The 21362-nt window shown below is 58.4% G+C and carries 19 protein-coding genes; 13 read left to right on the top strand and 6 right to left on the bottom strand.

What is annotated here, in order from left to right; genetic code table 11:
* Positions 1-82: 82 nt before the first annotated feature.
* Entirely contained in the window at positions 83-502 is a 420-nt protein-coding gene (locus RAE04_RS08105; protein WP_049378544.1) for a Fur family transcriptional regulator, read from the bottom strand.
* Positions 503-575: 73 nt separating this feature from the next.
* Positions 576-866: an ArsR/SmtB family transcription factor gene (locus RAE04_RS08100; protein WP_049378545.1), complete on the bottom strand. Its 291-nt coding sequence runs from the start codon at positions 864-866 to the stop codon at positions 576-578.
* A 184-nt stretch (positions 867-1050) separates the two neighbouring features.
* Between RAE04_RS08100 and RAE04_RS08095 the strand changes: the two genes are divergently transcribed.
* The 3 genes from RAE04_RS08095 to RAE04_RS08085 are packed head-to-tail and all read left to right on the top strand — an operon-like array spanning position 1051 to position 3388.
* Positions 1051-2430 (top strand): glycine--tRNA ligase, encoded by a 1380-nt coding sequence (locus RAE04_RS08095; protein WP_005326454.1) that lies wholly within the window; start codon positions 1051-1053, stop codon positions 2428-2430.
* A gap of 2 nt (positions 2431-2432) precedes the next feature.
* On the top strand, positions 2433-2942 hold the full coding sequence (locus RAE04_RS08090) for a hypothetical protein (protein ID WP_317027018.1): 510 nt from the start codon (positions 2433-2435) through the stop codon (positions 2940-2942).
* Positions 2942-3388 (top strand): hypothetical protein, encoded by a 447-nt coding sequence (locus RAE04_RS08085; protein ID WP_317027017.1) that lies wholly within the window; start codon positions 2942-2944, stop codon positions 3386-3388. The genes RAE04_RS08090 and RAE04_RS08085 overlap by 1 nt, the downstream gene beginning before the upstream one ends.
* Positions 3389-3491: 103 nt before the next feature.
* Here the strand turns inward: RAE04_RS08085 and RAE04_RS08080 are convergent, their stop codons facing one another.
* Positions 3492-5516 (bottom strand): TPM domain-containing protein, encoded by a 2025-nt coding sequence (locus RAE04_RS08080; RefSeq protein ID WP_317027016.1) that lies wholly within the window; start codon positions 5514-5516, stop codon positions 3492-3494.
* A 54-nt stretch (positions 5517-5570) separates the two neighbouring features.
* Between RAE04_RS08080 and RAE04_RS08075 the strand changes: the two genes are divergently transcribed.
* From RAE04_RS08075 to RAE04_RS08055, 5 genes are all read left to right on the top strand, one after another.
* Entirely contained in the window at positions 5571-6158 is a 588-nt protein-coding gene (locus RAE04_RS08075; protein WP_317027015.1) for a YdcF family protein, read from the top strand.
* 133 nt (positions 6159-6291) lie between these two features.
* On the top strand, positions 6292-6933 hold the full coding sequence (locus tag RAE04_RS08070; protein ID WP_317027014.1) for an ABC transporter ATP-binding protein: 642 nt from the start codon (positions 6292-6294) through the stop codon (positions 6931-6933).
* Entirely contained in the window at positions 6930-8693 is a 1764-nt protein-coding gene (locus RAE04_RS08065) for an FtsX-like permease family protein (RefSeq protein WP_317027013.1), read from the top strand. The genes RAE04_RS08070 and RAE04_RS08065 overlap by 4 nt, the downstream gene beginning before the upstream one ends.
* A 50-nt stretch (positions 8694-8743) precedes the next feature.
* A complete protein-coding gene (locus RAE04_RS08060; protein ID WP_317027012.1) occupies positions 8744-10036 on the top strand; it encodes a deoxyguanosinetriphosphate triphosphohydrolase in 1293 nt (430 codons plus the stop codon).
* A 347-nt stretch (positions 10037-10383) separates the two neighbouring features.
* Positions 10384-13650, top strand: coding sequence for an immunoglobulin-like domain-containing protein (locus RAE04_RS08055; protein WP_317027011.1), 3267 nt, complete (start codon positions 10384-10386; stop codon positions 13648-13650).
* A 136-nt stretch (positions 13651-13786) separates the two neighbouring features.
* Here RAE04_RS08055 and RAE04_RS08050 read toward each other — a convergent pair whose 3' ends face one another.
* Both RAE04_RS08050 and RAE04_RS08045 read right to left on the bottom strand, forming a co-directional pair.
* A complete protein-coding gene (locus RAE04_RS08050) occupies positions 13787-14020 on the bottom strand; it encodes a hypothetical protein (protein ID WP_317027010.1) in 234 nt (77 codons plus the stop codon).
* A 2-nt stretch (positions 14021-14022) separates the two neighbouring features.
* On the bottom strand, positions 14023-14484 hold the full coding sequence (locus tag RAE04_RS08045; protein ID WP_317027009.1) for a ribonuclease domain-containing protein: 462 nt from the start codon (positions 14482-14484) through the stop codon (positions 14023-14025).
* A gap of 211 nt (positions 14485-14695) precedes the next feature.
* On the opposite strand from RAE04_RS08045, the gene dnaG reads away from it, so the two are divergent.
* Positions 14696-16618, top strand: a complete 1923-nt coding sequence (gene dnaG / locus RAE04_RS08040; protein WP_198491850.1) for a DNA primase — start codon at positions 14696-14698, stop codon at positions 16616-16618.
* A gap of 81 nt (positions 16619-16699) precedes the next feature.
* Here the strand turns inward: dnaG and RAE04_RS08035 are convergent, their stop codons facing one another.
* Positions 16700-16981 (bottom strand): hypothetical protein, encoded by a 282-nt coding sequence (locus RAE04_RS08035; protein ID WP_317027008.1) that lies wholly within the window; start codon positions 16979-16981, stop codon positions 16700-16702.
* Positions 16982-17137: 156 nt separating this feature from the next.
* Between RAE04_RS08035 and RAE04_RS08030 the strand changes: the two genes are divergently transcribed.
* The 4 genes from RAE04_RS08030 to RAE04_RS08015 all read left to right on the top strand — a co-directional run bounded on the left by RAE04_RS08030 (position 17138) and on the right by RAE04_RS08015 (position 20681).
* Entirely contained in the window at positions 17138-17287 is a 150-nt protein-coding gene (locus tag RAE04_RS08030) for a hypothetical protein (RefSeq protein WP_005324243.1), read from the top strand.
* Between the two features lie 190 nt (positions 17288-17477).
* Positions 17478-18692 (top strand): acid phosphatase, encoded by a 1215-nt coding sequence (locus tag RAE04_RS08025; RefSeq protein WP_408933221.1) that lies wholly within the window; start codon positions 17478-17480, stop codon positions 18690-18692.
* Between the two features lie 103 nt (positions 18693-18795).
* Positions 18796-19977, top strand: a complete 1182-nt coding sequence (wecB, locus tag RAE04_RS08020; protein ID WP_317027006.1) for a non-hydrolyzing UDP-N-acetylglucosamine 2-epimerase — start codon at positions 18796-18798, stop codon at positions 19975-19977.
* Positions 19978-20015: 38 nt separating this feature from the next.
* Complete coding sequence (locus RAE04_RS08015; RefSeq protein WP_317027005.1) at positions 20016-20681, top strand: DUF1707 domain-containing protein; 666 nt, start codon at positions 20016-20018, stop codon at positions 20679-20681.
* Positions 20682-21362 lie beyond the last annotated feature (681 nt).

The following is a 21362-nucleotide window of genomic DNA, read 5'->3' as shown; positions in this document are numbered from 1 at the left end:
GTGACAAAAGAAAACCTCAGGCTCCGGGGTGGAGACTGAGGCTAGGGGAGGGCAGTGGCTTCGCTAGGCGGAGTGAGGATGCTTAAGCCGAAGCGGCGCAGTCGCTGCAGATGCCGAAGACCTCGGCATCGTGGCCGGTGAGCTCGAAGCCATAGTCCTTCGCTACGGAGGTGGCCCACTTTTCAATGGGGCCGCCATCGATTTCCTCGGTGCGGCCACACTTAGTGCATACCAAGTGGTGGTGATGGGCGTCGGTCTCGCAATGGCGGTAGAGGGTTTCGCCATTGGGCATGTGGAGTGCGTCCACTGCGTCGATGTCGGTCAGGGACTGCAGGGTGCGGTACACGGTGGTCAAACCCACCTTCTCCTCGCGCTCTTGAAGTTCGTGGTAGATCTCCTTAGCAGAGGAAAATTTCTCCATTTCCCGGAGCACCTCGACGACTGCGGTGCGCTGCTTGGTATTGCGCGCGCCTAGTTTGGGAATACTGTCGTGTAAAGCCATGACCGCAATATTATCAGTGCTTTTTCAACAACTGCATGCTCAGGCGGCTTTATATGCACGGGGGAGTGGTGGGCTAGGAGGCGATCCTGGCGGCGTCGGCAAGCAGGTCCAAAACCTGCGGCGCAATGAGCGAGTAGGTTACCTCGCGGCCGCTGCGCTCGGAGTCCACGATGCCCGCCTGCTTGAGCACGCGCAGGTGCTGGCTGATAAGGGGCTGGGACTTGCCGGTGGCCTTGACCAGCTCATGGACAAAGTGATCGCGCTCGGCCAAGCGGGAAATGATGGCGATGCGTAGGGGCGAATCGAGGGCAGCGATAACGCCGGCAGCCGCAGAAGTATTTGGGGCCTTGTAAGTGGTCGTCATAGGGAATGTCACCTTCAATTAAATACCTATTACCTGTCGGTCGCCCTTATATTACCCGATACGTGCAATACGTTGTATTTATTTCAGATTAAATTCACGCCCCAATCCCACCGCCGGGAAGTGCTTCGGGTTAGACTGAACGAGATTGTCAAGACTGTCCCCTACCAGAGGAGTCCGAAAACTAATGGCATCCGTCATCGATACCGTTGTAAACCTGTGTAAGCGCCGCGGCTTGGTCTACCAGGCAGGTGAAATTTACGGCGGTTCCCGCTCCGCGTGGGACTACGGCCCTCTTGGTGTAGAGCTCAAGGAAAACATCAAGCGCCAGTGGTGGCGCCACATGGTGCAGTCCCGCGCAGACGTCGTGGGCGTGGACACCTCCGTCATCCAGCCGCGCCAGGTCTGGGTATCGTCCGGCCACGTCGAGGTCTTTTCTGACCCGCTGGTGGAATCCCGCCACACCGGCAAGCGCTACCGTGCCGACGACCTCATTGAGGCCTACGAGGAAAAGCACGGCCACGAGCCAGAAAACGGCCTGGCAGACATCAATGACCCAGAAACCGGCCAGCCGGGCGACTGGACCGAGCCGAAGGCCTTCTCCGGCCTGCTTAAGACCTTCCTGGGCCCGGTAGACGATGAGCAGGGCCTGCACTACCTGCGCCCAGAGACCGCACAGGGCATCTTCGTTAACTTCAAGAATGTGATGACCTCCTCGCGCATGAAGCCGCCGTTTGGCATCGCGAATATCGGCAAGTCTTTCCGCAACGAGATCACCCCAGGCAACTTCATCTTCCGTACCCGCGAGTTCGAGCAGATGGAAATGGAGTTCTTCGTTAAGCCAGGCGAGGACGAAGAGTGGCACCAGTACTGGATTGATGACCGCTACAACTGGTACGTGGACCTGGGCATCAAGGAAGAAAACCTGCGCCTGTACGAGCACCCGAAGGAAAAGCTCTCCCACTACTCCAAGCGCACCGTGGACGTGGAGTACGCCTTTGGCTTCAAGGGCTCTAAGTGGGGCGAGCTGGAGGGGGTGGCCAACCGCACGGACTATGACCTGTCCGTTCACGCCAAGGGCTCGGGCGAGGACCTGTCCTACTACGACCAAGCCAATGACGAGCGCTGGATCCCGTACGTCATCGAGCCGGCCGCTGGCCTGGGCCGTTCCATGATGGCCTTCCTGGTGGATGCCTACGATGAGGAAGAGGCTCCGAACGCCAAGGGCGGCACCGATAAGCGCGTGGTCCTGCGCTTGGACCGCCGCCTGGCACCGATCAAGGTAGCCGTCCTGCCGCTGTCCAAGAAGGAAGAGCTCTCCGAGCCTGCCCGCAAGCTGGCCGATAAGCTGCGCGCCCACTGGAACGTGGACTTTGACGTCTCCGGTGCCATCGGCCGCCGCTACCGCCGCCAGGATGAGATCGGCACCCCGTTCTGCGTCACCTTCGACTTCGATACCCTCGAAGACGATGCCGTAACCGTGCGCGAGCGCGACACCATGGAGCAGGAGCGCGTGAAGCTCGATGACCTCGAGGCTTACCTCGCCGCTCGCCTGATTGGGTGCTAGGGATGCATTACACCAGCTGGGATCGCTCCGATCGCACAAAGCCCGTGCTCTTGGCCGAAGATGGCCCGGAGCAGCTGGGCGTATTCTCGGAGAATTCCGCGGAGGTGGACGGCCACTTCTGGCGCACCGAGGTCAGTGACCTGGGCGCCTCTGCCACGCTTGCCGACGGCGCCATTTACCGCCTTGCCGGCCGCCCCGGCCGCGACAAGCGCCTAGAGGCATCGCTCAACGGCCGTACCTTCACCTTCATCAATGAAAACAGCGGCGACTGGATCATCGATGACGTCGATGACGAAAAGGTAGGGCAGTTTACCGCCCGCAATTCCGGCGTGCGCAAGGCCATCCTCGAATTCGAGCACGATGCCGAGGGCCTGACCGCCGCGGAAATCGCCGGCCTAAGCTGGTTTACCCGCGTCATCTTGGATGCCACCACACAAGGCAAAGCCTGGGCCTGGATCATCACCTTGGTCCTGGCATCCATCGTCGCCCTCGTCGCACTATTCGTCCTCTAATGCCTATCCAGTGGACCTGGCGCGCGGGCGCGCTCAACAACGCCGAGGGGCACGAGCTTGCCTACGTGCGCGACGGCGTGCTTGCCACCGCGGCCGGCGAGCGCCTCGCAGTAGACTCCTCGCTGGATTCTTCCTCCCCGCGGTTCTTCCTGCGCGCGCAGACCGCCGCGGGCGAGGATTTCTCGGTCATCCAGGCCGGGATTACCGTCACCCGCCTGCGCGCGACCTGCGCTGACCGAGAGTACCTCCTCGAGCGTCGCAACCCCTTCCGCCGCGAGCGTCGCATCGTGGCCCACGGCACGGGCGCCGAGGTTGCCAGCACCGCGCCGGCCGGCGATGGCCTGCGCGTGAGCGTGAGCGTGGGCGAGCTGCCGGAGCTCGACGCCATCTTCTTGAGCTACGCCTGCTTGCTTCTCGACGCCACCCCGCGCACCCTGCGCACCTAGCCCTGCGCCGAGGAGAGCCGGGAGCCGGGCCACCCGCGCGCGAGCCGAGGGCAGGGCTGCCTGGCCGTGGGGCGGAATGGGCGGGCTAGGCGGAATGGGCGGGCTAGAAGGAACCGCCGCGGAAGCCGCCTCCGCCGCCTCCGCCGAAGTCACCGCCGCCAAAGCTTCCTCCGCCGAAGCCGCCGCCTCCGAAACCACCGCCGAAGCCGCGGCCGCCGCCGAGCATCTGCCCGAGGACTACGCCGGTGACGATGTTATTGGCGGCGTTGCCCATCTGCTGGCGCTGCTGGCGGCGACGGTGCTCGTCGATGTCATCCTTGGCGCGTTGCAGCGCCGCCTGGGCGGCGGCCACCGCCTCGCGGGAGGACTGCAGCGCGGCGCGGATATCGCTGCGCTCGGTGTGAAGGGCTTGGGCGTGGAGGCGTTTGGCGTCCGCAAGCGCGGTGCGCGCACCCGAGCCAATGATGCGCCCGCGGGAGGAAATGAGGTCCTCTGCGGCCTGGATATTGGATTCCGCTACGGAAATCTGCTGGCGGAAGAGATCCAGCTGGCGCGCGTGCGTGGAGGTCTTTTCGCGCACGCGGTCGAGCGCTTCATCTAGTTGGGTATCGATAGAGGTCAGCGCGGTGTGCTGGCCCAGAGGATCCTGCTGGCCGTGGGCCTTGGCCTCGTTGACGGCGGTGCCGGCGCGGCCGAGCAGATCCTCGAGGGCGTCCCAATCCGCCGTGGTTCCCTGTGCCTTGCCTTGGCGCTCGAGTTCGCGGGCCTCGTTGATCTCACCCTCGACCTCGGCGATAAGCGCCTCGAGGTTGCCGCGGGCGGTGGCGATATTCTCCTCGGCGTTTTCCACACCGGTCAGCAGGCGATCCGTCATCTCGCAGGCGTGCTCGATATCGCGGATCAAGCCCACCAGCGGTCCTTGCTGGCCGGCCGGCTGCTCCTGGACCTTCCGGGCCTCGTCCAAGAGCTTTTCGGCCTCATCCAGGGAAGCGGCGGCAAGCTCGGGATTATCGGCAATGGAGGCGAGCACGTGCTCGTCATAGTTGGACTTCAAGCCGGCCAGCGTGGACTCGGCCTCCGGCAGGCGGGCGCGCAGGCCCACGGTGCGCTGGGTGAGCTCATCCAGCTTTTCATCGGAGTGGATGAGCAGATCGCGCATCTTGGCAAACTCCTCGGCCTGCGCATCGAGGGCGTCATCGGCCTGGCCGCAGGAGGAGACGATTTCTACCAGCATCTGGCGGCGCTCGGCCGGGGATTCCGGCACGGCATCATCCAAGCGCTGACGCAGGTGGAAGGCCTTTTGCAGGGTAGAGGTGGAGTGGTTCATCGCCTTGGTAAATGGGCGCACGCGCTCTGGGCCGAACTCGGAAAGCGCGATATTGAGCTCCTCCTTGCCGCGGCGGATGGACTCATCGGTAGAGACCAACTCCTCCTGGGCCAGCTGGTCCAGGGTTTCCAGCGGCAGGCGGCCCAGCTGATCAGTATCGCCCGGGGCAATCTCGCGGGCCGACTCCAGCGTCTGCGCATTATTCTTCTTGGTAGTGCGGCGCGAGTAGTACATGATTCCGCCACCGGCGGCGACGATGGCGGCCGCGCCACCGCCCAGCCACGCTAGGTCAGAGGAATCGGAGGCGGAGTTGCTGGAGGAGTTGCCCAAGGCGGCGTCGGCAAGCGCGACGGCCGAAGCACCGTACTCATCGCTGGCCAGCTTGTCATAAGCGGCGTCATACATCTGGTCGAGCCGGCCCTTAGGCCAATCCTTGCCGGTCTGCACTCCCATCTTGCGGTCAGTGATGGATAGCGCATAGACCGCGGAGTTCGGCCCCTTGTCCTTGACCGTCGCTGCGGCAAAGGTTTCCGGATCCGTGCCCAACTCATCAGTGATGTAGACAAAAAGGGTTCGGTGCTCCTCTTTTTGCAGCTGGCCGATCTTCTCTCTGAGCTCGGCCTTTTCTTGCGTGCTTAATACGCCCGCATCATCGGTAACCTTCTCCGTAAGAGTTGCCGTACCGGTGCCCTGCGCCACGGTGGTGGTCTCGGCAGCGAAGGCAGACCCCGCACCGATAGAGGTGCAGCCCAAAATGAAAGCGGCGATGGCCGCGCGGCCCAAACGTGCACTCAAATTCATGCCCACCACTTTACCGGCTACCCTTCGCCCTCCGGCGGGTAGTGTAATAGGGCAGTGAAGTACGCAATTGTTTTAGGAACCGCCCAATATGACGGCCGCCCCTCCCGCATTTTGGCCGGCCGCCTGCGCCACGCCGGTGAGCTAGCCACGGCCGAGGGACTGGAGGTCATTACCGTGGGCGGCAAGTTGCCCGGCGATAGGTTTACTGAGGCCGGCGTCGGCCGCACCTTTTTGCGCGAGCACTTCCCACACCTGACCGTCCACGCGGTGGAGGAGGGGATGGATACCCGCAGCTCCCTGAAAGCGGTCAAGGAAGCCTTCGCGCTTTCCGACGCCACCATTATCACCGATCCCCTCCACCGCCTGCGCACCGCACTCATCGCCCGCCAAGAGGGCATCACTGCCACCGTCTCCGGCACGCCGTACTACCCGGCCGCGCGCTTTTCTAAGCCCTGGTGGCGCTACCTTGCCCACGAAACCGGTGGCGTGGCCTACGCGCTGGTGGCCGGCCTCTTACCGCCGCGCGGGGCCGCGGCACTGCGCAATGGTTTCTACCGCGTGGAGCAAGTGCTGCGCCCCAATCAGAAGCTGCGGCATCAGACTATTCAGCGGGAAGATAGGGATACTTTTCCACGGCGATAAGAAAGATCGCATGATATTCTGCAGGCTGGCGAAACATTTTTAGGGGAGAAGGGTTTCTTTTCCGCAACATCAGGAAATAACACCGAGCCATGTTGGTCAGCGCTGAAATGCTACGAAGCCTCAGGAGCAAAGCATGTTAAAACTGGAAAACCTATCTGTAAAACTAGGCAGGAAAAGTAGTCCGCTATTCTCTATCAACTCTGTGCATGAGCCGGGGACCCTCACTTGGATTCGAGGCACCTCTGGGTCCGGCAAATCCACGCTGCTTCGCGTTATCTCTGGCCTCCAGAAGCCAACATCAGGAACCGTCAATATTTTCGGACATGATTTATGGAGCTCATCCGCTCGAAACAGAGATCAATTTCGAGCTAAATCGATGGGAATAGTGTTTCAAGATTCCGGCGTAGTGCCCTGTTTGACAATCGACGAAAACCTTTCCTTCGCGCAAGGGCTAAGCGGAGTAACTGCGGACTCGGACGCTAATAGCTCTTTGCTAGCTCAACTCAATATGAGTGAATACGGAGCCTCTCTACCGCACGAGCTTTCAGGGGGACAACGCCAACGTGCGGCCATAGCAACGGCAATGTCTAAAAAGCCCCAACTCGTTTTCGCAGACGAACCGACGAGTGCATTGGATGAGGACAACGCATATTCAGTGTTGCGATATCTGCATAATTACATTGTAAGAAACCACGCAATCGCCTTGGTAGTTTCCCACGATGACCGTTTAGCGCAGTTTTGTGATCAGGTTTTGGAAATCGGGGTAAACCAATGAATTTTCGCGCTGTGGAAGCGAAGATCCGTAAAAGCACATTTGTGGAGAGTATCCCGCTACTAGCTACCTCGTTTGTGCTCATCTTCTTTGTCTGCCTGTTAGTCTGCACTGTAGCGGCGGACAAAGTAGCCGAATCTATGGCAATGGGGCTGATGTATTCGGCTCTCGTATCGATCATTCCCTTTACTCTGGCACTCAAATACAGCTTAAGGCATGTGGTGGAGGGGAGGCGCCACCACTATGAGGCCCTTCGTTTATTTGGGTTAGCATTAAAACGAATTCGGCGAGCGTTATTTCTTGAGCTACTTATAGTTTATTTTTTCTTTTCAATAGTTAGCGCAGTTCTGGTTCCAGTGCTAATGAAGCCAATCTTCCTGGTTCTATATTCGGATTTTGGCATTGATCTTCCACAAGGACTTCCTTCACCGCTGCTCGTCGCTGTGATCTCATGGTGCGCGATCGCTTTCCTGAGTTTCGTTCCTTTCCAACAGGAGACGAGAGTTTTGGAAGATTTGAGCCAAGGCCCAGCTCGCATAGATCCAAAACCAAGGAATCCGCGGGCTACAGAACTCCTTCGATATCCACTAGGGATAGCAGCAAGTGTTGTATTGCTGGTGGGATTTGTGGCGATGCCCCAGGCGGATCCGTCTAGTAGGTGGCCGATGATTTTCGTCTACTGCGTCCCCTTCTTGGTGAGTGCTGCTTCTGTATTTTTCTACGCAGTTGTCTTATATTTCGCCGAATATCTCTCCCTCAAGATTAGGGGATGGGATCCTCCGATTTTAGGAGTCCGGTATGCGCGGTCTTTTATCGCCGCTACTACATTGCGGGTCTCTTGTGTTTTTATCTTGTTTCCCATCATTCTTTTTATTGTGACTGATTCAGCCCTCTACTCAGCAAGAGAAGAATTAGCTGACAATGTAAAGAACGTCTATGTAGGGGCGCCGCAGGATGGACAAACTTTCGGCACCTCCGCCGCTAAAAACTTTTGTCAGGACCACGCCGCAGATTGCCTAGGAGTTCTTAGCTGGGTTCCTGCTGTCCAAGACTCGGGAGAGCTCCAGCCTTCCACTATGGAAGACGGAGCTGTCTTTGCACTAGTAGAAGATAGGAACGGAGCAGTAGGTTCCTTGGTCAAAGACCAAGGAGTAGTTGAGACGGACCCCCGATCTCCATTTGATCAAACGTGGATGCGGCCATGGGATAAATCCTTTAATGCTGAAGCAGAGCCTACTTGGGGAGCGGGCGAAAGGAAAGATGAAGGGTATGCTGTAGCAATTTTTTCGAAGCAAGTCGAATTGAGCGATAGTCAAGAGATGGAGGTTGTAGGTGCTCAGCAATGGGCAGAAAACCTACCCTCAACGTTGCTTTACGGTCCAAACGGTACTGGTACAAGCGAATTTATCCCGTTGTTCGCCTACGTGATTGTTGGGGGAGCAGTTCTCATCTTCGGACTGGCGTTGGCTCAACAAGGTCGACTCATTCGCTTCACTAAGACCATTTGGGAACAAGGCGTCTCACTTGCTGAAGCGCACAGGAACAGGAAATTGGCTAATTGTTTGCCTTCGGCTTTTGCTTTGGCCTTATCGCTAGGATCAGCCGCTCTACTGGGCACATATATGCATTCTTATATATCGCATAAACTTGTACTGCACTTTCCAGCTGTCCCGTCTGGACTCATACTTTTCCTGGTGGTAGTTGTGGGCTTGGCTGCTGTGGGCAGCAACTTTGTGAAAGGCCCGCAGCCTGCTAAAAACTAGGCGGCCACGTTGCTCACCCCAAAGGCCAGTTCACGGAATAAGCTTGGGTCGTGTCCTATTCTTATTCCGCGCCCGACTTCGCCCGCTTGGCCGATGAAAAGCCGAAGGGCTCAGCTTTCCATACCGTGGAAGAACATCGCGGCGTATTCGCCCGCGACCGCGCCCGTGTGCTGCATTCGGCAGCCCTGCGGCGCTTGGCCGATAAAACTCAGGTCGTCGGCCCGCGCGATGGCGATACTCCACGCACCCGCCTGACCCACTCGCTGGAGGTGGGCCAAATCGCCCGCAGCATTGGCTCCGGGCTCGGCCTCGATCCCGATCTTTGCGATATGGCCGGTCTTACCCATGACATCGGCCACCCGCCCTATGGCCACAATGGCGAGAATGCGCTCAATGAAGTTGCCCTTAACGGCTTCGAGGGCAACGCCCAAACCCTGCGTATCCTCACCCGCTTGGAGCCGAAGGTCATCGTGGACGATGCCCGCGGCGAACCCCAAAGCTTTGGCCTCAACCTCACCCGCGCGGCCCTCGACGGCGCCTGCAAGTACCCGTGGACCAAGACCAACCCGGATGGCACCACCAACCGCAAGTACGGCGCCTATGACGAGGATGCGCACCTTTTAGACTGGCTGCGCGAGGGCCATACCGATAACCGCAAGTGCATCGAGGCCCAGGTCATGGACTGGTCCGATGACATCGCCTACTCCGTGCACGACGTGGAAGATGGCATCATCTCCCGGCGCATCTCTTTGAACGTGCTCTGGGACTTGGTGGAGCTGGCCCAACTGGCAGAAAAGGGTGCCAAGGCTTTCGGCGGCACCGCCGATGAGCTCCTAGAAGCGGCCGATAGCCTGCGCAACTTAAGCGTCATCAACGCCATCGGCGACTTTGACTATTCCTTGCGCGACTACGCCAACCTGAAGAAGATGACCTCGGAGCTCGTCGGCCGCTATGTGGGCGCGACCGTTGGCGCTACCAGCGAGGCCAATGCCGATCTCATCGCCTCCACTACCCTTGGCCGCATGCACGGCGACCTCGTTGTGCCCAAGCAAGCCGAAGCCGAAGTCAAGCTGCTGAAAACCATCGCGGTTCTCTATGTCATGGATGAACCCGCCCATCTTGCACGCCAAGACCGCCAGCGCGAGCGCATCTACCGCGTCTACGACTACCTCGTAGCCGGCGCCCCCGGCTCGCTCGATGCCACCTTCCGGCTGTGGTGGGAGCAGGCCGATTCTGATGCCGCCCGTGACCGCGCCATCATCGACCAGATTGCGTCCATGACCGAGTCCCGCCTGGAGCGCTTGGCCCGCCGGAGTGCGGAGCTGTCGGGGTTTTTGAGTTAGAACAAGCTTGGATTGTCCTAAGCCTGCGAGGCTCACAGTGTCCTATCGCGCTTGAAGGATCGTACTGGAGAGCCACCGTTTCAGCTCGGGCAAATTTCTATGACCTAAACAATGCGTGGCTCGTTAAGCCTGAATGTTCTGCTTTCCCTTTTCTCTGTATTTAGACGCGACCTAACTTGGAAAGAGGAAGGGAAATAATTCCTAGCCAAAACATTTGAATCGCGTTCATTTTGGCGTAACTATTCCGACAACTTTACGTAAATCGGGCGGCCTACTCTAAATCCCATTCGCTTCCGTTATGCCTGGACGCGAACTCTCTCCCATTTATTAAGTATCAAGGAATTCTCGTGTCTCAACGACGTTTTTATAAGGCCGCTCTGATCACTTCCATCAGCCTGGCTGGTTCGAGCCTGGTGGCTCCCGCATTCGCTTCTGCTCAATCCCTGCCTAAAGCAGATATCTTCGATATGGCCCTAGACAATGAGGCCATCACCAACTCCGCCTCCGAAACCGAGCCGCTAACCATCGGTGCGCCCTCGGTGGAACAGGACAGCGTGCTTGAGCGCCCTGTCGCTCATTTCGACGGCCGCAAGGATGCTGTCGGCTTCGATATCGGAGATAAGTTTGACCAAGTAAAAGACGGCTTCACCGTGGAGTGCGTCTTCCGCTATGACGGCGATTTTGACGGCAACGAAAAGAGCCTGTGCGCTAATAAAGAAGCCGGCGGTTGGGCCATGGTCATCTATGGTGACCAGCTGACCTTTACCGTTAATGCCAACGGCGGTTATAAGAAAGCCCAACAGAAAATGGAGCCGGGCCAGTGGTACCACGCGGTCGGCGTATTCGATGGCCACAAGAATGAGCTTTACATCAACGGCGAGAAGGTCGCCGAGAACACCGACGCCACCGGCGATATTAAGAAGCCGAAGAGCAATTCCACCGCGGTGATGATTGGCGCAGATTCCGGTCCAAATAATAGCGCCCAGTTCTACTCGGACGTGGCGGTCAGTGAAGCACGCGTCTTCTCCGATCCGCTCAGTGCACAAGACGTGACGGCACTGTATGAAGATTCAAACCTGAGCACCGACAAGAAGGCAGAGATCACCAGCTCCACCCCGAGCGCCGGTGATCACCTGACCAGCCCGGTAACCTTCGATGTCGAGGTAAATGATGAAGCTCTCATCTCCCGCGAGCTCACCTACACCCTAGACGGTGAGGAGATTGAGCGTGGGCAGGAGATCGGCACCGGCCTGAAGGAAGGCAACCACGTCATCGAGGTTGAAGGCCACGATGTTTTTGGCAACCAAATCTCGCAGTCCATCGATTTCACTTCCGGCAACTTACCGGGTGCTGCCGGAACCGATTCCACTCCTACCAGCAACGGCGCAACCATTTCCGCCCGCGCGGAAAACCCGAGCGGTGGGGACGTGGAGACAACCTTCACTGAAGCAGATGTCAGCGTAGCGGAAAAGGGCTTCCAAGGGACCTTTAATGAAATCCCGGAAGAGCTGGATTTTGAATATCAGGATGGCGAGGATTTTGAAAAGTCTTTGAATCCTTCCAACGAAGAAGCACAAAAGTCTGCTTCTACCGAGGACATGCCATTCCAGCGCTTTGACCTGACCCTCAAGGACGCAGAAAAGGACACCCACGATCTTGCCTGGTCCGGTGCTGTAGATCCCAAGCGCGCCGTTCGCCTCATGGCGTGGAATACCAAGACCTCTAAGTGGGAAAAGCTCGCTGAGTCTCGCGGTGTATCCGAAGACCAGGTGAGCCTGAGCGCGCAGATCAACAGCGACTTTGTCGATGGCGATACTATCCACACCATGGTGGTGGGCTATGACGTCTTTGCAGATGACCTCAATGAGCCCGTCAACGAGGAGTTCGCAGACGCCAATGACTATGACTTTGCTATCGCGCACCACACCGATACCCAGTACCTCTCCGAAGGCGCAGTAGAAAAGGCCACGGCTGAAGAACGCAAGAAGTGGGAGGAAGGCTATACCGCTGCCACTAAGTGGATTGCAGATAACGCAGAAGAGCGCAAGATTGCTTACTCTGCACACACCGGTGACCTCATTGAGAACTGGCGCGTAGCGGGTGAGGACCGTGCCAACGCTAAGAAGGAGTTCGAGGTTGCCTCCAAGGCGCAAAAGAACTTGGAAGACGCAGGCGTGGTCAACGGCGTGCTACCAGGTAACCACGACAACATCAGCGGTGAAGATGTTGGTGCCGGCAACCTCTACAACGAGTATTTTGGCCCAGATCGCTACGAAGCACAGCAGGGCAAGGGCAATTGGGTCAAGGAAGATGCTTCTTATCACCCTTATGCCGAGGGCGATAATGACAACCACTATGACCTCTTTACTACCAACGGAATGGACTTTATCGCCCTGCACCTGGGCTACGACGTCACCGAGGAGGAAGCCGCTTGGGCCGATAAGGTACTCAAGCAGTACCCAGAGCGCAATGCCATCGTGCTTACCCACGCCTACCTCAAGCCATCCAATAGCCCTGATGGACGCAACTCCGACTTCTCCCACGATGGCGTGATGGTCTATGACAACGTGATCAAGAAGAATCCGAACGTCGCTTTGGTCCTGGCCGGCCACGAGCACGGCGTATCCATTGTCACCCGCAAGGATGTAGGCCACACCAATAACCACGTGACCGAGCTATTAGCGGACTACCAGTTCTACGAGGTCGGCTCCGATGAACTGGGTCTGACTGAAACGGGCAAGTACGACGGCGATACCGGCCTACGCTTCGGTTCCAGCTATTTGCGCCTGCTGCAGTTTGATCTGAAGAACAATGAGATGGTGGTGGATACGTACTCGCCGTTGCTCGACGATCACAATGCTACCGAGTACGACGACCGCCAGCGCTATAACGGCCACGAGGATGAATTCCGGGTACCCATCCAGTTCAAGACCCGCAAGACCGATTTCCAGACCAATTCCATGGTTGCGCTGACCGATACCGGCAAGGAGATCGGTAAGGACACCGCCAAGTCCGGCTGGCCCACGAGCACGACCTATAAAGACCTCAAGGCCGGTCATACCTATGGTTGGTATGCCACGACTGCCGACGCCTCTTCTCAGGACACCAACAAGCGCGGCATCGTCCGTCAGTTCGGTGTGTTTACCGCGCAGGAAACCACTACGGATAACGCAGCACCTGAGCTTGTCGTCCCTAGCGAAAAGCTCACTATCTCCCAAGGCGCAGAGGCCGATCTTGCCAAGGGCGTTAGCGCCAACGACAAGGAAGATGGTGACCTAACCGAAAAGGTGGAGGTCATCGGCAGCGTTGATACATCCAAGCCAGGCACTTATTCGGTCACCTACACGGTCTCGGACTCCGCTGGAAACCAAGCCATTGCTTCTCGAGTCATTGAGGTTACCGCCACCAATGACAACCACAGCGCGGGAAGCAGCTCCAGCTCTGATTCCTCTTCGAGCAGTTCCAACTCGAATCAAGGCAGCTCAGATCGGGTCCTCCCGGCCATCTTCGGAGCACTCATCGGCGCTGTAGGCGCCACCGGCATCATTGCGGGCCTTCTGAACTACTTTGCACCGGACACCATCCAGAAGCTGAAGAGTGCCTTCGGACTCTAAAGAGCACAGGATCTTTGCGAAGCTTAGGCTCGTAGAACTCCGCGGGAAATAAGACCAAAAGGCCGGATTGAGGATGAAAGTTCCTTGGTCCGGCCTTAAATCAATCCGCTTGCTAATTCCGCAGTGATAAGAGCGGCTAGCGCACCAACTTCACGCCCTGGTCCGCCAAAACGGTGGCAATAGCGTCTAAGCCTTCGCCATCCAAATCCATATTGGAGGCAACGATGACGCTGGTGCGCTGCTCGCGTAGGAAGTCCGCGAGGTCATCGAGGTTGCGCGGTCCGCAGTCTTCGCAGCCGCGGGTGCGACCGAGTGCGTTGAAGAAGTCCGCGCGGGTGCGGATGTGTTCAGTAATGAGGATGCGTTGCATTATTACTCCTCCGCGTCTGGGATAGAACAGAAGCTTTCATAGTGGTCATCGGTGTAGTACCACACGTCTGGGTCGGTCTCGCTGCCACCACCGGTGATAATGCGGCGGGCGCCACGGTTCTTGCTGCCGGGTGTTTCTACCGTGTATTCGCGGTAGTAATTCTTGTCCTGCTGGGGCAGCCGGCCCTCGTAATTGCCAAAACGGGCGTTGTCATTATCTGGGTAGTCGTAGGGTCCACCGGCCAGGATATCGTCTGCGGTGTCCTTGGCCTCGGCGGGGAGGGAAGACATCTCGCAAGTATCGGCGTCGCCAGTCGCGGCCGCTTGTGTCGACTCAGAAGTGGAGGAGGCAGCGGAATCACCATCGCCGCCGAGGTCGAAACCGAAGTAGCTTGCTACGACGACAAGCGCAAGGCCACCGAGGGCAACGGGGAGCGATTTCTTGGACGCTTTGGACTTGGGCATACCTTTATTGTTGCAGGTGCGGCGCTAAAAGTATAAATCGCCCCGAGTCAATTGCGAGGCCAAAAATTGCCCCGTCACGGGGGTAGGTTACAGCATGTGGAAAGTACCCCAACAGAGGGTGATTTGCGCCCAAACTGTGAACCCTGGCGAAGGGCACCTTCCTGCCCTAGGCAGTTGAGCGTTCCCACCGCGCGCGGGGTAGTCTGTACGCATGGCAAAAGGCAGAATTCCGGACAGCGACATCCAAGCTATCCGTGAACGCGCGCCTTTAGAAGAAATCGTCGGCGAGTACGTGCAGCTCAAGCCCGCCGGTCATGATTCGCTCAAGGGGCTCAGCCCCTTCAAGGATGAAAAGACCCCGTCTTTTCACGTGCGCCCGCAGCGCGGCTACTATCACTGCTTTTCCACCGGCAAGGGTGGTGATGTCTTCAGCTTCTTGATGGAAATGGAGCAGGTCTCCTTCCCGGAAGCGGTTGAAGCAGTAGCGCAGAAGATTGGCTACCACATCAATTATCAGGGTGGCTCCACGGGCGCGCGCAATGAGAAGCCCGGCACGCGGCAGCGCCTTATTGCTGCCAATAAGGCCGCGCACGAGTTCTACCGTCAGCAATTGGAAACCCCGCAAGCAGCCACCGCCCGCGATTTCTTGCTGGACCGCGGCTTTTCCCGCGAAGTCATCTATGACTTCGAGTGTGGCTATGCGCCGGAGGGATGGGATACCGCTACCAAACACCTGCTGCGCCTAGGCTTTTCCTTTGAAGAGCTGGAAGCAGCTGGCATTTCCAAGATGGGCAAGCGTGGTCCCATCGACCGCTTCCATCGTCGCTTGTTGTGGCCGATTAAGGACCTTTCCGGCAACGTCATTGGCTTTGGTGCACGCAAGCTTTTCGATGACGACAAGCTCGGCAAGTACATGAACACCACTGAGACCATGCTCTACCGTAAGTCCAAGGTGCTCTTTGGCCTCGATTTGGCCAAGCGCAATATCGCCGAACAACACCAGGCCGTGGTGGTAGAAGGCTACACGGATGTCATGGCTATGTATGCCGCAGGAGTCAAGACCGCCGTTGCTTCTTGTGGTACCGCTTTTGGCGGCGAGCACCTCCAGGTACTGCGCCGGCTCATGCTGGATGATTCCTACTTCAATGGCGAGCTCATCTATACCTTCGACGGCGATGAGGCAGGGCAGAAGGCCGCCATGCGCGCCTTTGACGGCGAGCAAAAGTTCACCGGTCAATCCTTCGTTGCCGTGGCCCCCGATGGCATGGATCCCTGTGATCTGCGTTTGCAAAAAGGCGATGCCGCCGTGCGCGAGCTCATCGCGGACCGCATTCCAATGTTTGAGTTCGTCATTCAATCCGTTATTGCGGAATACAGCATCGACAGTGCTGAGGGGCGCCTGCAGGCCCTGCGCCGCGCGGTACCCGTGGTAGCGCAGATCCGCGATCAACCTTTGCAGCGTGAATACGCCCGCCGCTTAGCTGGCTGGGTGGGCTGGCCTGATCCGGAAGAGGTTCTCCGACAGGTGCGCGCGGAGGCGCGCAAGCCAAAGAAGGCCGAAAAACCCACCATTCGCCGCTTCGAAAATGCGAAACAGCAGCCGGCACAACAAGACGTGCCGATGATCCATCCGCCGAGCCCGAAGGAGACCCACCTGTGGCCCCAGCGCGAGGCCCTCAAGCTGGCCTTGCAGATGCCGCAGGTAGCAGGCTCCTACTTCGACGGCATTACTGCCGACGCCTATACCAACGACGCCTACCGCCTCGTCCGCCAAGCCATTTCTACCGTGGGCGGCGCAGCTCAGGGTGCTACCATGCCGGCCGTGGAATGGATCGCCGCGGTGGCCGGTGAAATGCAGGATCTCACCGGCCGCAACTTCGTTTCCGAGCTTGCCGTAGAAGCAATTTTGCCAACCGACGTCGGCCCCGAAAAATACGCCGACTCCGTTCTTTCCCGCCTGCAAGAAACCGTGGTGGGGGATCAAATCGCCCAGCTCAAGGCGCGACTCGGCCGCATGCGCCCCTCCGATGATGAGGCTAGCTATAACTCGCTTTTCGCTGACCTCGTCGCTTTAGAGCAAGCCCGCCGTGAGCTCAATGACCGCGCCTTTCGCGGCACGCCTCCCCAGGCATAAAAAATCTCCCCTCGGCGCGACCCCAAACAAGGTGCGTGCCGAGGGGAGGGGAAGAGGCCTAAAGGCTAGTCTGCAATCGACCTAGTCCTCATCGGGCTCATAAATGCGGTCCGCATTATTCACCTGCGATCCGCGCAGTCGGCCCTTGCCCTTGTGCTTGGAAGACAAATCGCGAACCTCGCGCATGCGCGGTTCTGGGTCCAGGCGATTGGCTACCGCCTTGCGTGCCGAGGTGACGGCGGACTTGGTCACGGGGGAGTTGACGGCCTTTTCGTAGGCGCCCTTGATCTGGTGGTAGCGCTTGCGGCCAGCCTTAGTGCCAAAAACGTATCCTGCTGCGGCGCCGAAGACGAATTGGATCATTGCTTAGCGTGTCCCCTTATTCCTGTGCGAGTAAAAGTTCCCCACCAGCCTACCGCGAAGCTTTGGCGCGCGCCGCCAACCACGAGTGAGGGGTGGCGCTAGCCCCGCATTGGACTAACACTTTTCATGGCGCGCAATACGCGCTAGTTTAAATGTGTGGAAAATAACAAGCGCAGGGATTCGGCGGCGGCTTCAGCAGTGGCGCTGGCCGCGCTTTTTACCGCGAGCATTTCTGCGGAATCTTCCGGCCACCAACCGGATACCGCCGCGGCGCACCAAGGCCCCAATTGGCCTGAAGAACGCTGAGTGGTGACCGCAAAGGTCTACCCGTCAATCCACGATTGTGCATGCGAGTTTAGCGTCGCGTTCACTTCCCCTTAACTTTAGCTAGATATTATTCGTGGGAATTTGATGCTAGCAAAAGGTTTCTACGTTGAACTATCGGAATAATCTTCGCCCCGCAGTCCGTGGGCTCGCCCTGTGCGCGGCTACTGGGCTGACTATAGCCCTCGCACCGTCGGCCACAGCCCTTCCCGTAGCCGTGCCCCAGCTGCGTGAGCCTGTCACCCAGCAGTCCACCGGCGCAGCCCCAGTCCAGCACCCCGGTGCCCCGGTTCCAGAGCCGTTTAGCACGGACTATATCGCGGGCTTTGAATCCGATGTCTCGTCTTATCAATTTGGCAACTACTGGCAGGTAATCCAGCTCTTTGACCATATTAAGACCCAGCCGGAAATCCGCCAGGAAAATATGGATAAGGCCGTGGCCATCAATAACGCCGCAGCCGGTGACCCCCCTTTGATCCGCCGCGCGCAGGCCGATGCCAAGGCCAGCTCCACCAGCGTGCTCAACGCCGTTTCTGACTCGATGGGCAAGAACTTGGGCGAGGCATTCCGTGCTTCTCTGGCTGAGCACCGCCTGCCCAAAACCGAATACCTTCTAGGGAATGGCTACGCCGCCCGTGCGGGTGGGCTAGCCAATTCCACCATGTCAGAGAAGTACTACTTTAACTATCCGCGCCCGTACCAGCGCGCGCCGCAGGCGATTAAGCGCTACGACGATGGTTCCAAGGATCTTTATCCCACTTCGCCGGCGTTCCCCTCGGGTCATACCAATCAGGCGACCTGGATTACCACGCTGATGTCCTTCATGCTGCCGGAGGTAGGCCCACAGCTCATGCTGCGCGGCGCTGAGGCCGGCAACCACCGGGTGGTCCTCGGTGTGCATTACCCACTGGATGTCATCGGCGGCCGCATGACTGGCCAGGCTGCTGCGGCCGATCGCCTCAACGATAAGCGCATGCGCCATGCCCTATGGGAAGCCTCGATGGAAGTGCGCCAAGAAATTAAGTGGCGCACCGGCAAGACGGTAGAAGAATTGGTGGCCCAGGATAGGGAAGAGGGGACCGACTATCGGTCCACCGCCGATGCGGTGGAACAGTACTCCACATTCATGGACTATGACTTTGCCCCGCGCTACCGCACCGACGCCCCGATGGTCGTCCCGCAGGCCGCTCCAGTGCTGCTAGCAGCGTCCCACCCAGAACTAACCTGGGATCAGCGTGCCGAGGTCCTCCGCCAGACCGCGCGCCCAGCCGGCAATCCATTGGATTGGCAGGCAGAGGGAGGCTCGTGGCAACGCCTCGATTTAGCCCGCGCCATGGCGGCCAAGGTGACCACCGCCCCAGACGGCGGCGTGAGCGTCAGCGGCTAGCAGGTTCTAAAACCTAAGCAGCCCTAAAACTTGAGTGGGGGTACAAGTCTCCCGCACATGGTTCAATAAAGAAGTATCCCCATCAACCAAAAGGAAATGAGTAATGACTAAGCCCAAGGTAATGACCATCTACGGCACCCGCCCGGAGGCTATCAAGGTTGCCCCTGTGATCAAGGCGCTGGATAATGATGAGCGCTTTGATTCCATTCCGGTTTCCACCGGTCAGCACAAGGAAATGCTGGAGCAGGTCAATTTCATGTTTGGCATCACCCCGAAGCACGATCTGGGCCTGATGAAGCCGGGCCAGGGGCTCAATGAGATTGTGTCCCGCGCGATTGCGGGTCTGGATTCCATCATTGAAGAAGAACAGCCGGATGTCATTATCTCTCAGGGTGATACCTCTACCGCCATGGCCGCAGCGCTCGCCGGCTTCCATCGCGGCGTAAAGATTGTGCACCTGGAGGCGGGCCTGCGTACCGGCGATATCCACTCGCCGTTCCCAGAAGAGGCTAACCGTAAGCTCATCGGCCAGGTAGCCGAGCTGCACTTGGCTCCTACTGCTGGATCGATGGAAAACCTGCGTCGCGAGAATGTGCGCTCCAAGGACATTGTGGTCACCGGTAATACCGTCATCGACGCTCTGCTGGAAGCAGCATCGTGGGACACGAAGTTCGCAGACCCTGCCCTGCAGGAAGCCGCAGACTCCGATAAGCGCCTCGTGGTGGTTACGACCCACCGCCGCGAGAACCTTGAGGCGATGCAGGAAATTGGTGGGGCAGTTAAGGACCTGGCAGAAGCCTATCCAGAGATTAACTTCGCACTGCCGCTGCACCTCAACCCCAAGGTGCGCCAGGCGGTCCTGCCGGAGGTAGAGCACCTGCCAAATATCATCATCACGGATCCGCTGCCTTATGACCAGTTCACCCAGCTGCAAAACCGCGCGACCATCATCTTGACCGATTCCGGCGGAGTCCAGGAAGAAGCTCCCGCGCTGGGCAAACCGGTTCTGGTTATGCGCCAAAACACCGAGCGCCCCGAGGCCGTTGTCGCCGGCACCGTCAAGCTGGTGGGTACCAACCGTGAGCTCATCGTGGCCGAGGCTAAGCTTTTGCTTTCCGACGACGCCGCTTTCCAAGCCATGGCCAACGCCGTTAACCCCTACGGCGACGGCAAGGGAGCCCAGCGTGCTGTTGCGGCCATCGCGGAGTTGACCGGGGTAGGCGAGCGTGTAGAAGATTTTCTGCCGGAGGTCGACTCCTCTAAGGGCCCCCAAGACAAGGAATAACTCGCGCGCCTGCCGGAGAAAGCGGATATATTAAAGATATGAAACCGCTGGATATCCGCTGTAACCACCGAGAACGCACGAAAGCTGCAGACATCTTAGGGGATGCGCTTTCGGCAGGGCAGATTGACCTCGATGATTTTGAAAAGCGTTCGGCCGCCTGCGTAAATGCAACGACTCGCGCTGAGCTTATCGAGCCGCTGGCTGACCTTGTAGAGGACCCAGAAGTTCTCCTTTTTGGGCAAGAACGAAAAATCGCAAAGGCCTATGCGGGCCAGCAAGAATCCAAAGCCATCGCCAAGGTGGAGCAGGCCATCCGCCAGGTGCAGCCGAGCGTGCAGGAGACGCGCTCCCTTGCTGTAGGGATTTTCGGCGGGTCCACTGTCAGCGGTGGGGCAGTATCTCGTTCCCTGACGGCCCTAGGCTTTTTCGGCGGCGTAGACATTGATCTCACGGGCGTTGCCCTGCACAGTCGTACCACCACCATCGAGGCGGTGGGCGTCTTTGGTGGCGTGGATGTCTATATCCCCGAAGGCTTCCGCGTCCACGTCAGCGGTGTAGGCCTTTTTGGCGGGCATGACCTCAAGGTAGAAAACGGCGCCATTCATCCGAATGACCTGCCAGTGGACGCACCAGAGATCAACGTCAATTGCTATAGCCTCTTCGGCGGCGTAGACGTTCACGTGGGACGGCGTTACGGCGGTTAAGCAGGCTTAGAAGCTCGAGGGAGTATCTAGAGTTAGAGCTTGGCCTCAGACACGCTTACAGCACCTTCCGGACCCTTCGAGCAAGCTTTGGAGACACCCGCGCCAGTCTGCGGTTTACTAGGAACATTTAACGCGCTCGGGGCGCTCTACACATCTAGAAGCCGGTCTAGAGTTGTGGACATGGCACAGCCACTCGCGCCGGTGTTTAGCCGCACGAAACCGCTGCCTCATGCAAGGCAGCAGGGCGTACCAAGGTACATGGGCTTCCGGCTTCAACTGGAAAAATAGGCCGGAAGCCGAGATGTACAAGGCATTCTTTAAACCTGCGTTAGCAACTCATGAACCTGGCAGGGCAGTATCGTCAGACAACATTGCGCAGACCACCAAAGTCGCCGGCCTGGTGGAGACACGAAAAATCCACGACAAACTAATCCAGGATTCTCCTCAACACTGCCGTCCGATGGCCTCAAGGATCCCCGCTTGGTTCTCTTACTCGGCCGTATTCGGGCTTAATGCACTTGTGTATAAGCAGTACTTCCACCGCAGCGCTTAAAAATTGAGGGTTAAGGGTCAAAAAGTGTGTCCGGAATCGCGGATTTTCACGGATTGACCTGTAGGTTTCCGGAAAGTATATGCTCCGGAAGCATATATCTAGCCCCCGACGGGAAATCCTCGGTGTGG

Origin of the sequence: Corynebacterium sp. CTNIH16 (assembly GCF_032821655.1) — a bacterium.
Lineage (GTDB): Bacteria > Actinomycetota > Actinomycetes > Mycobacteriales > Mycobacteriaceae > Corynebacterium > Corynebacterium marquesiae.
This window is presented reverse-complemented; position numbering and strand designations above follow the sequence as displayed.

What these genes read in the sequence shown, in the direction of transcription:
- wecB (WP_317027006.1), top strand. Translation starts at nt 18,796, where the DNA reads ATGACTAAGCCCAAGGTAATGACCATCTACGGCACCCGCCCGGAGGCT.
- RAE04_RS08050 (WP_317027010.1), bottom strand. Translation starts at nt 14,020, where the DNA reads ATGCAACGCATCCTCATTACTGAACACATCCGCACCCGCGCGGACTTC.
- RAE04_RS08080 (WP_317027016.1), bottom strand. Translation starts at nt 5,516, where the DNA reads ATGAATTTGAGTGCACGTTTGGGCCGCGCGGCCATCGCCGCTTTCATT.
- RAE04_RS08065 (WP_317027013.1), top strand. Translation starts at nt 6,930, where the DNA reads ATGAATTTTCGCGCTGTGGAAGCGAAGATCCGTAAAAGCACATTTGTG.
- RAE04_RS08095 (WP_005326454.1), top strand. Translation starts at nt 1,051, where the DNA reads ATGGCATCCGTCATCGATACCGTTGTAAACCTGTGTAAGCGCCGCGGC.
- dnaG (WP_198491850.1), top strand. Translation starts at nt 14,696, where the DNA reads ATGGCAAAAGGCAGAATTCCGGACAGCGACATCCAAGCTATCCGTGAA.
- RAE04_RS08045 (WP_317027009.1), bottom strand. Translation starts at nt 14,484, where the DNA reads ATGCCCAAGTCCAAAGCGTCCAAGAAATCGCTCCCCGTTGCCCTCGGT.
- RAE04_RS08085 (WP_317027017.1), top strand. Translation starts at nt 2,942, where the DNA reads ATGCCTATCCAGTGGACCTGGCGCGCGGGCGCGCTCAACAACGCCGAG.
- RAE04_RS08070 (WP_317027014.1), top strand. Translation starts at nt 6,292, where the DNA reads ATGTTAAAACTGGAAAACCTATCTGTAAAACTAGGCAGGAAAAGTAGT.
- RAE04_RS08015 (WP_317027005.1), top strand. Translation starts at nt 20,016, where the DNA reads ATGAAACCGCTGGATATCCGCTGTAACCACCGAGAACGCACGAAAGCT.
- RAE04_RS08035 (WP_317027008.1), bottom strand. Translation starts at nt 16,981, where the DNA reads ATGATCCAATTCGTCTTCGGCGCCGCAGCAGGATACGTTTTTGGCACT.
- RAE04_RS08105 (WP_049378544.1), bottom strand. Translation starts at nt 502, where the DNA reads ATGGCTTTACACGACAGTATTCCCAAACTAGGCGCGCGCAATACCAAG.
- RAE04_RS08100 (WP_049378545.1), bottom strand. Translation starts at nt 866, where the DNA reads ATGACGACCACTTACAAGGCCCCAAATACTTCTGCGGCTGCCGGCGTT.
- RAE04_RS08090 (WP_317027018.1), top strand. Translation starts at nt 2,433, where the DNA reads ATGCATTACACCAGCTGGGATCGCTCCGATCGCACAAAGCCCGTGCTC.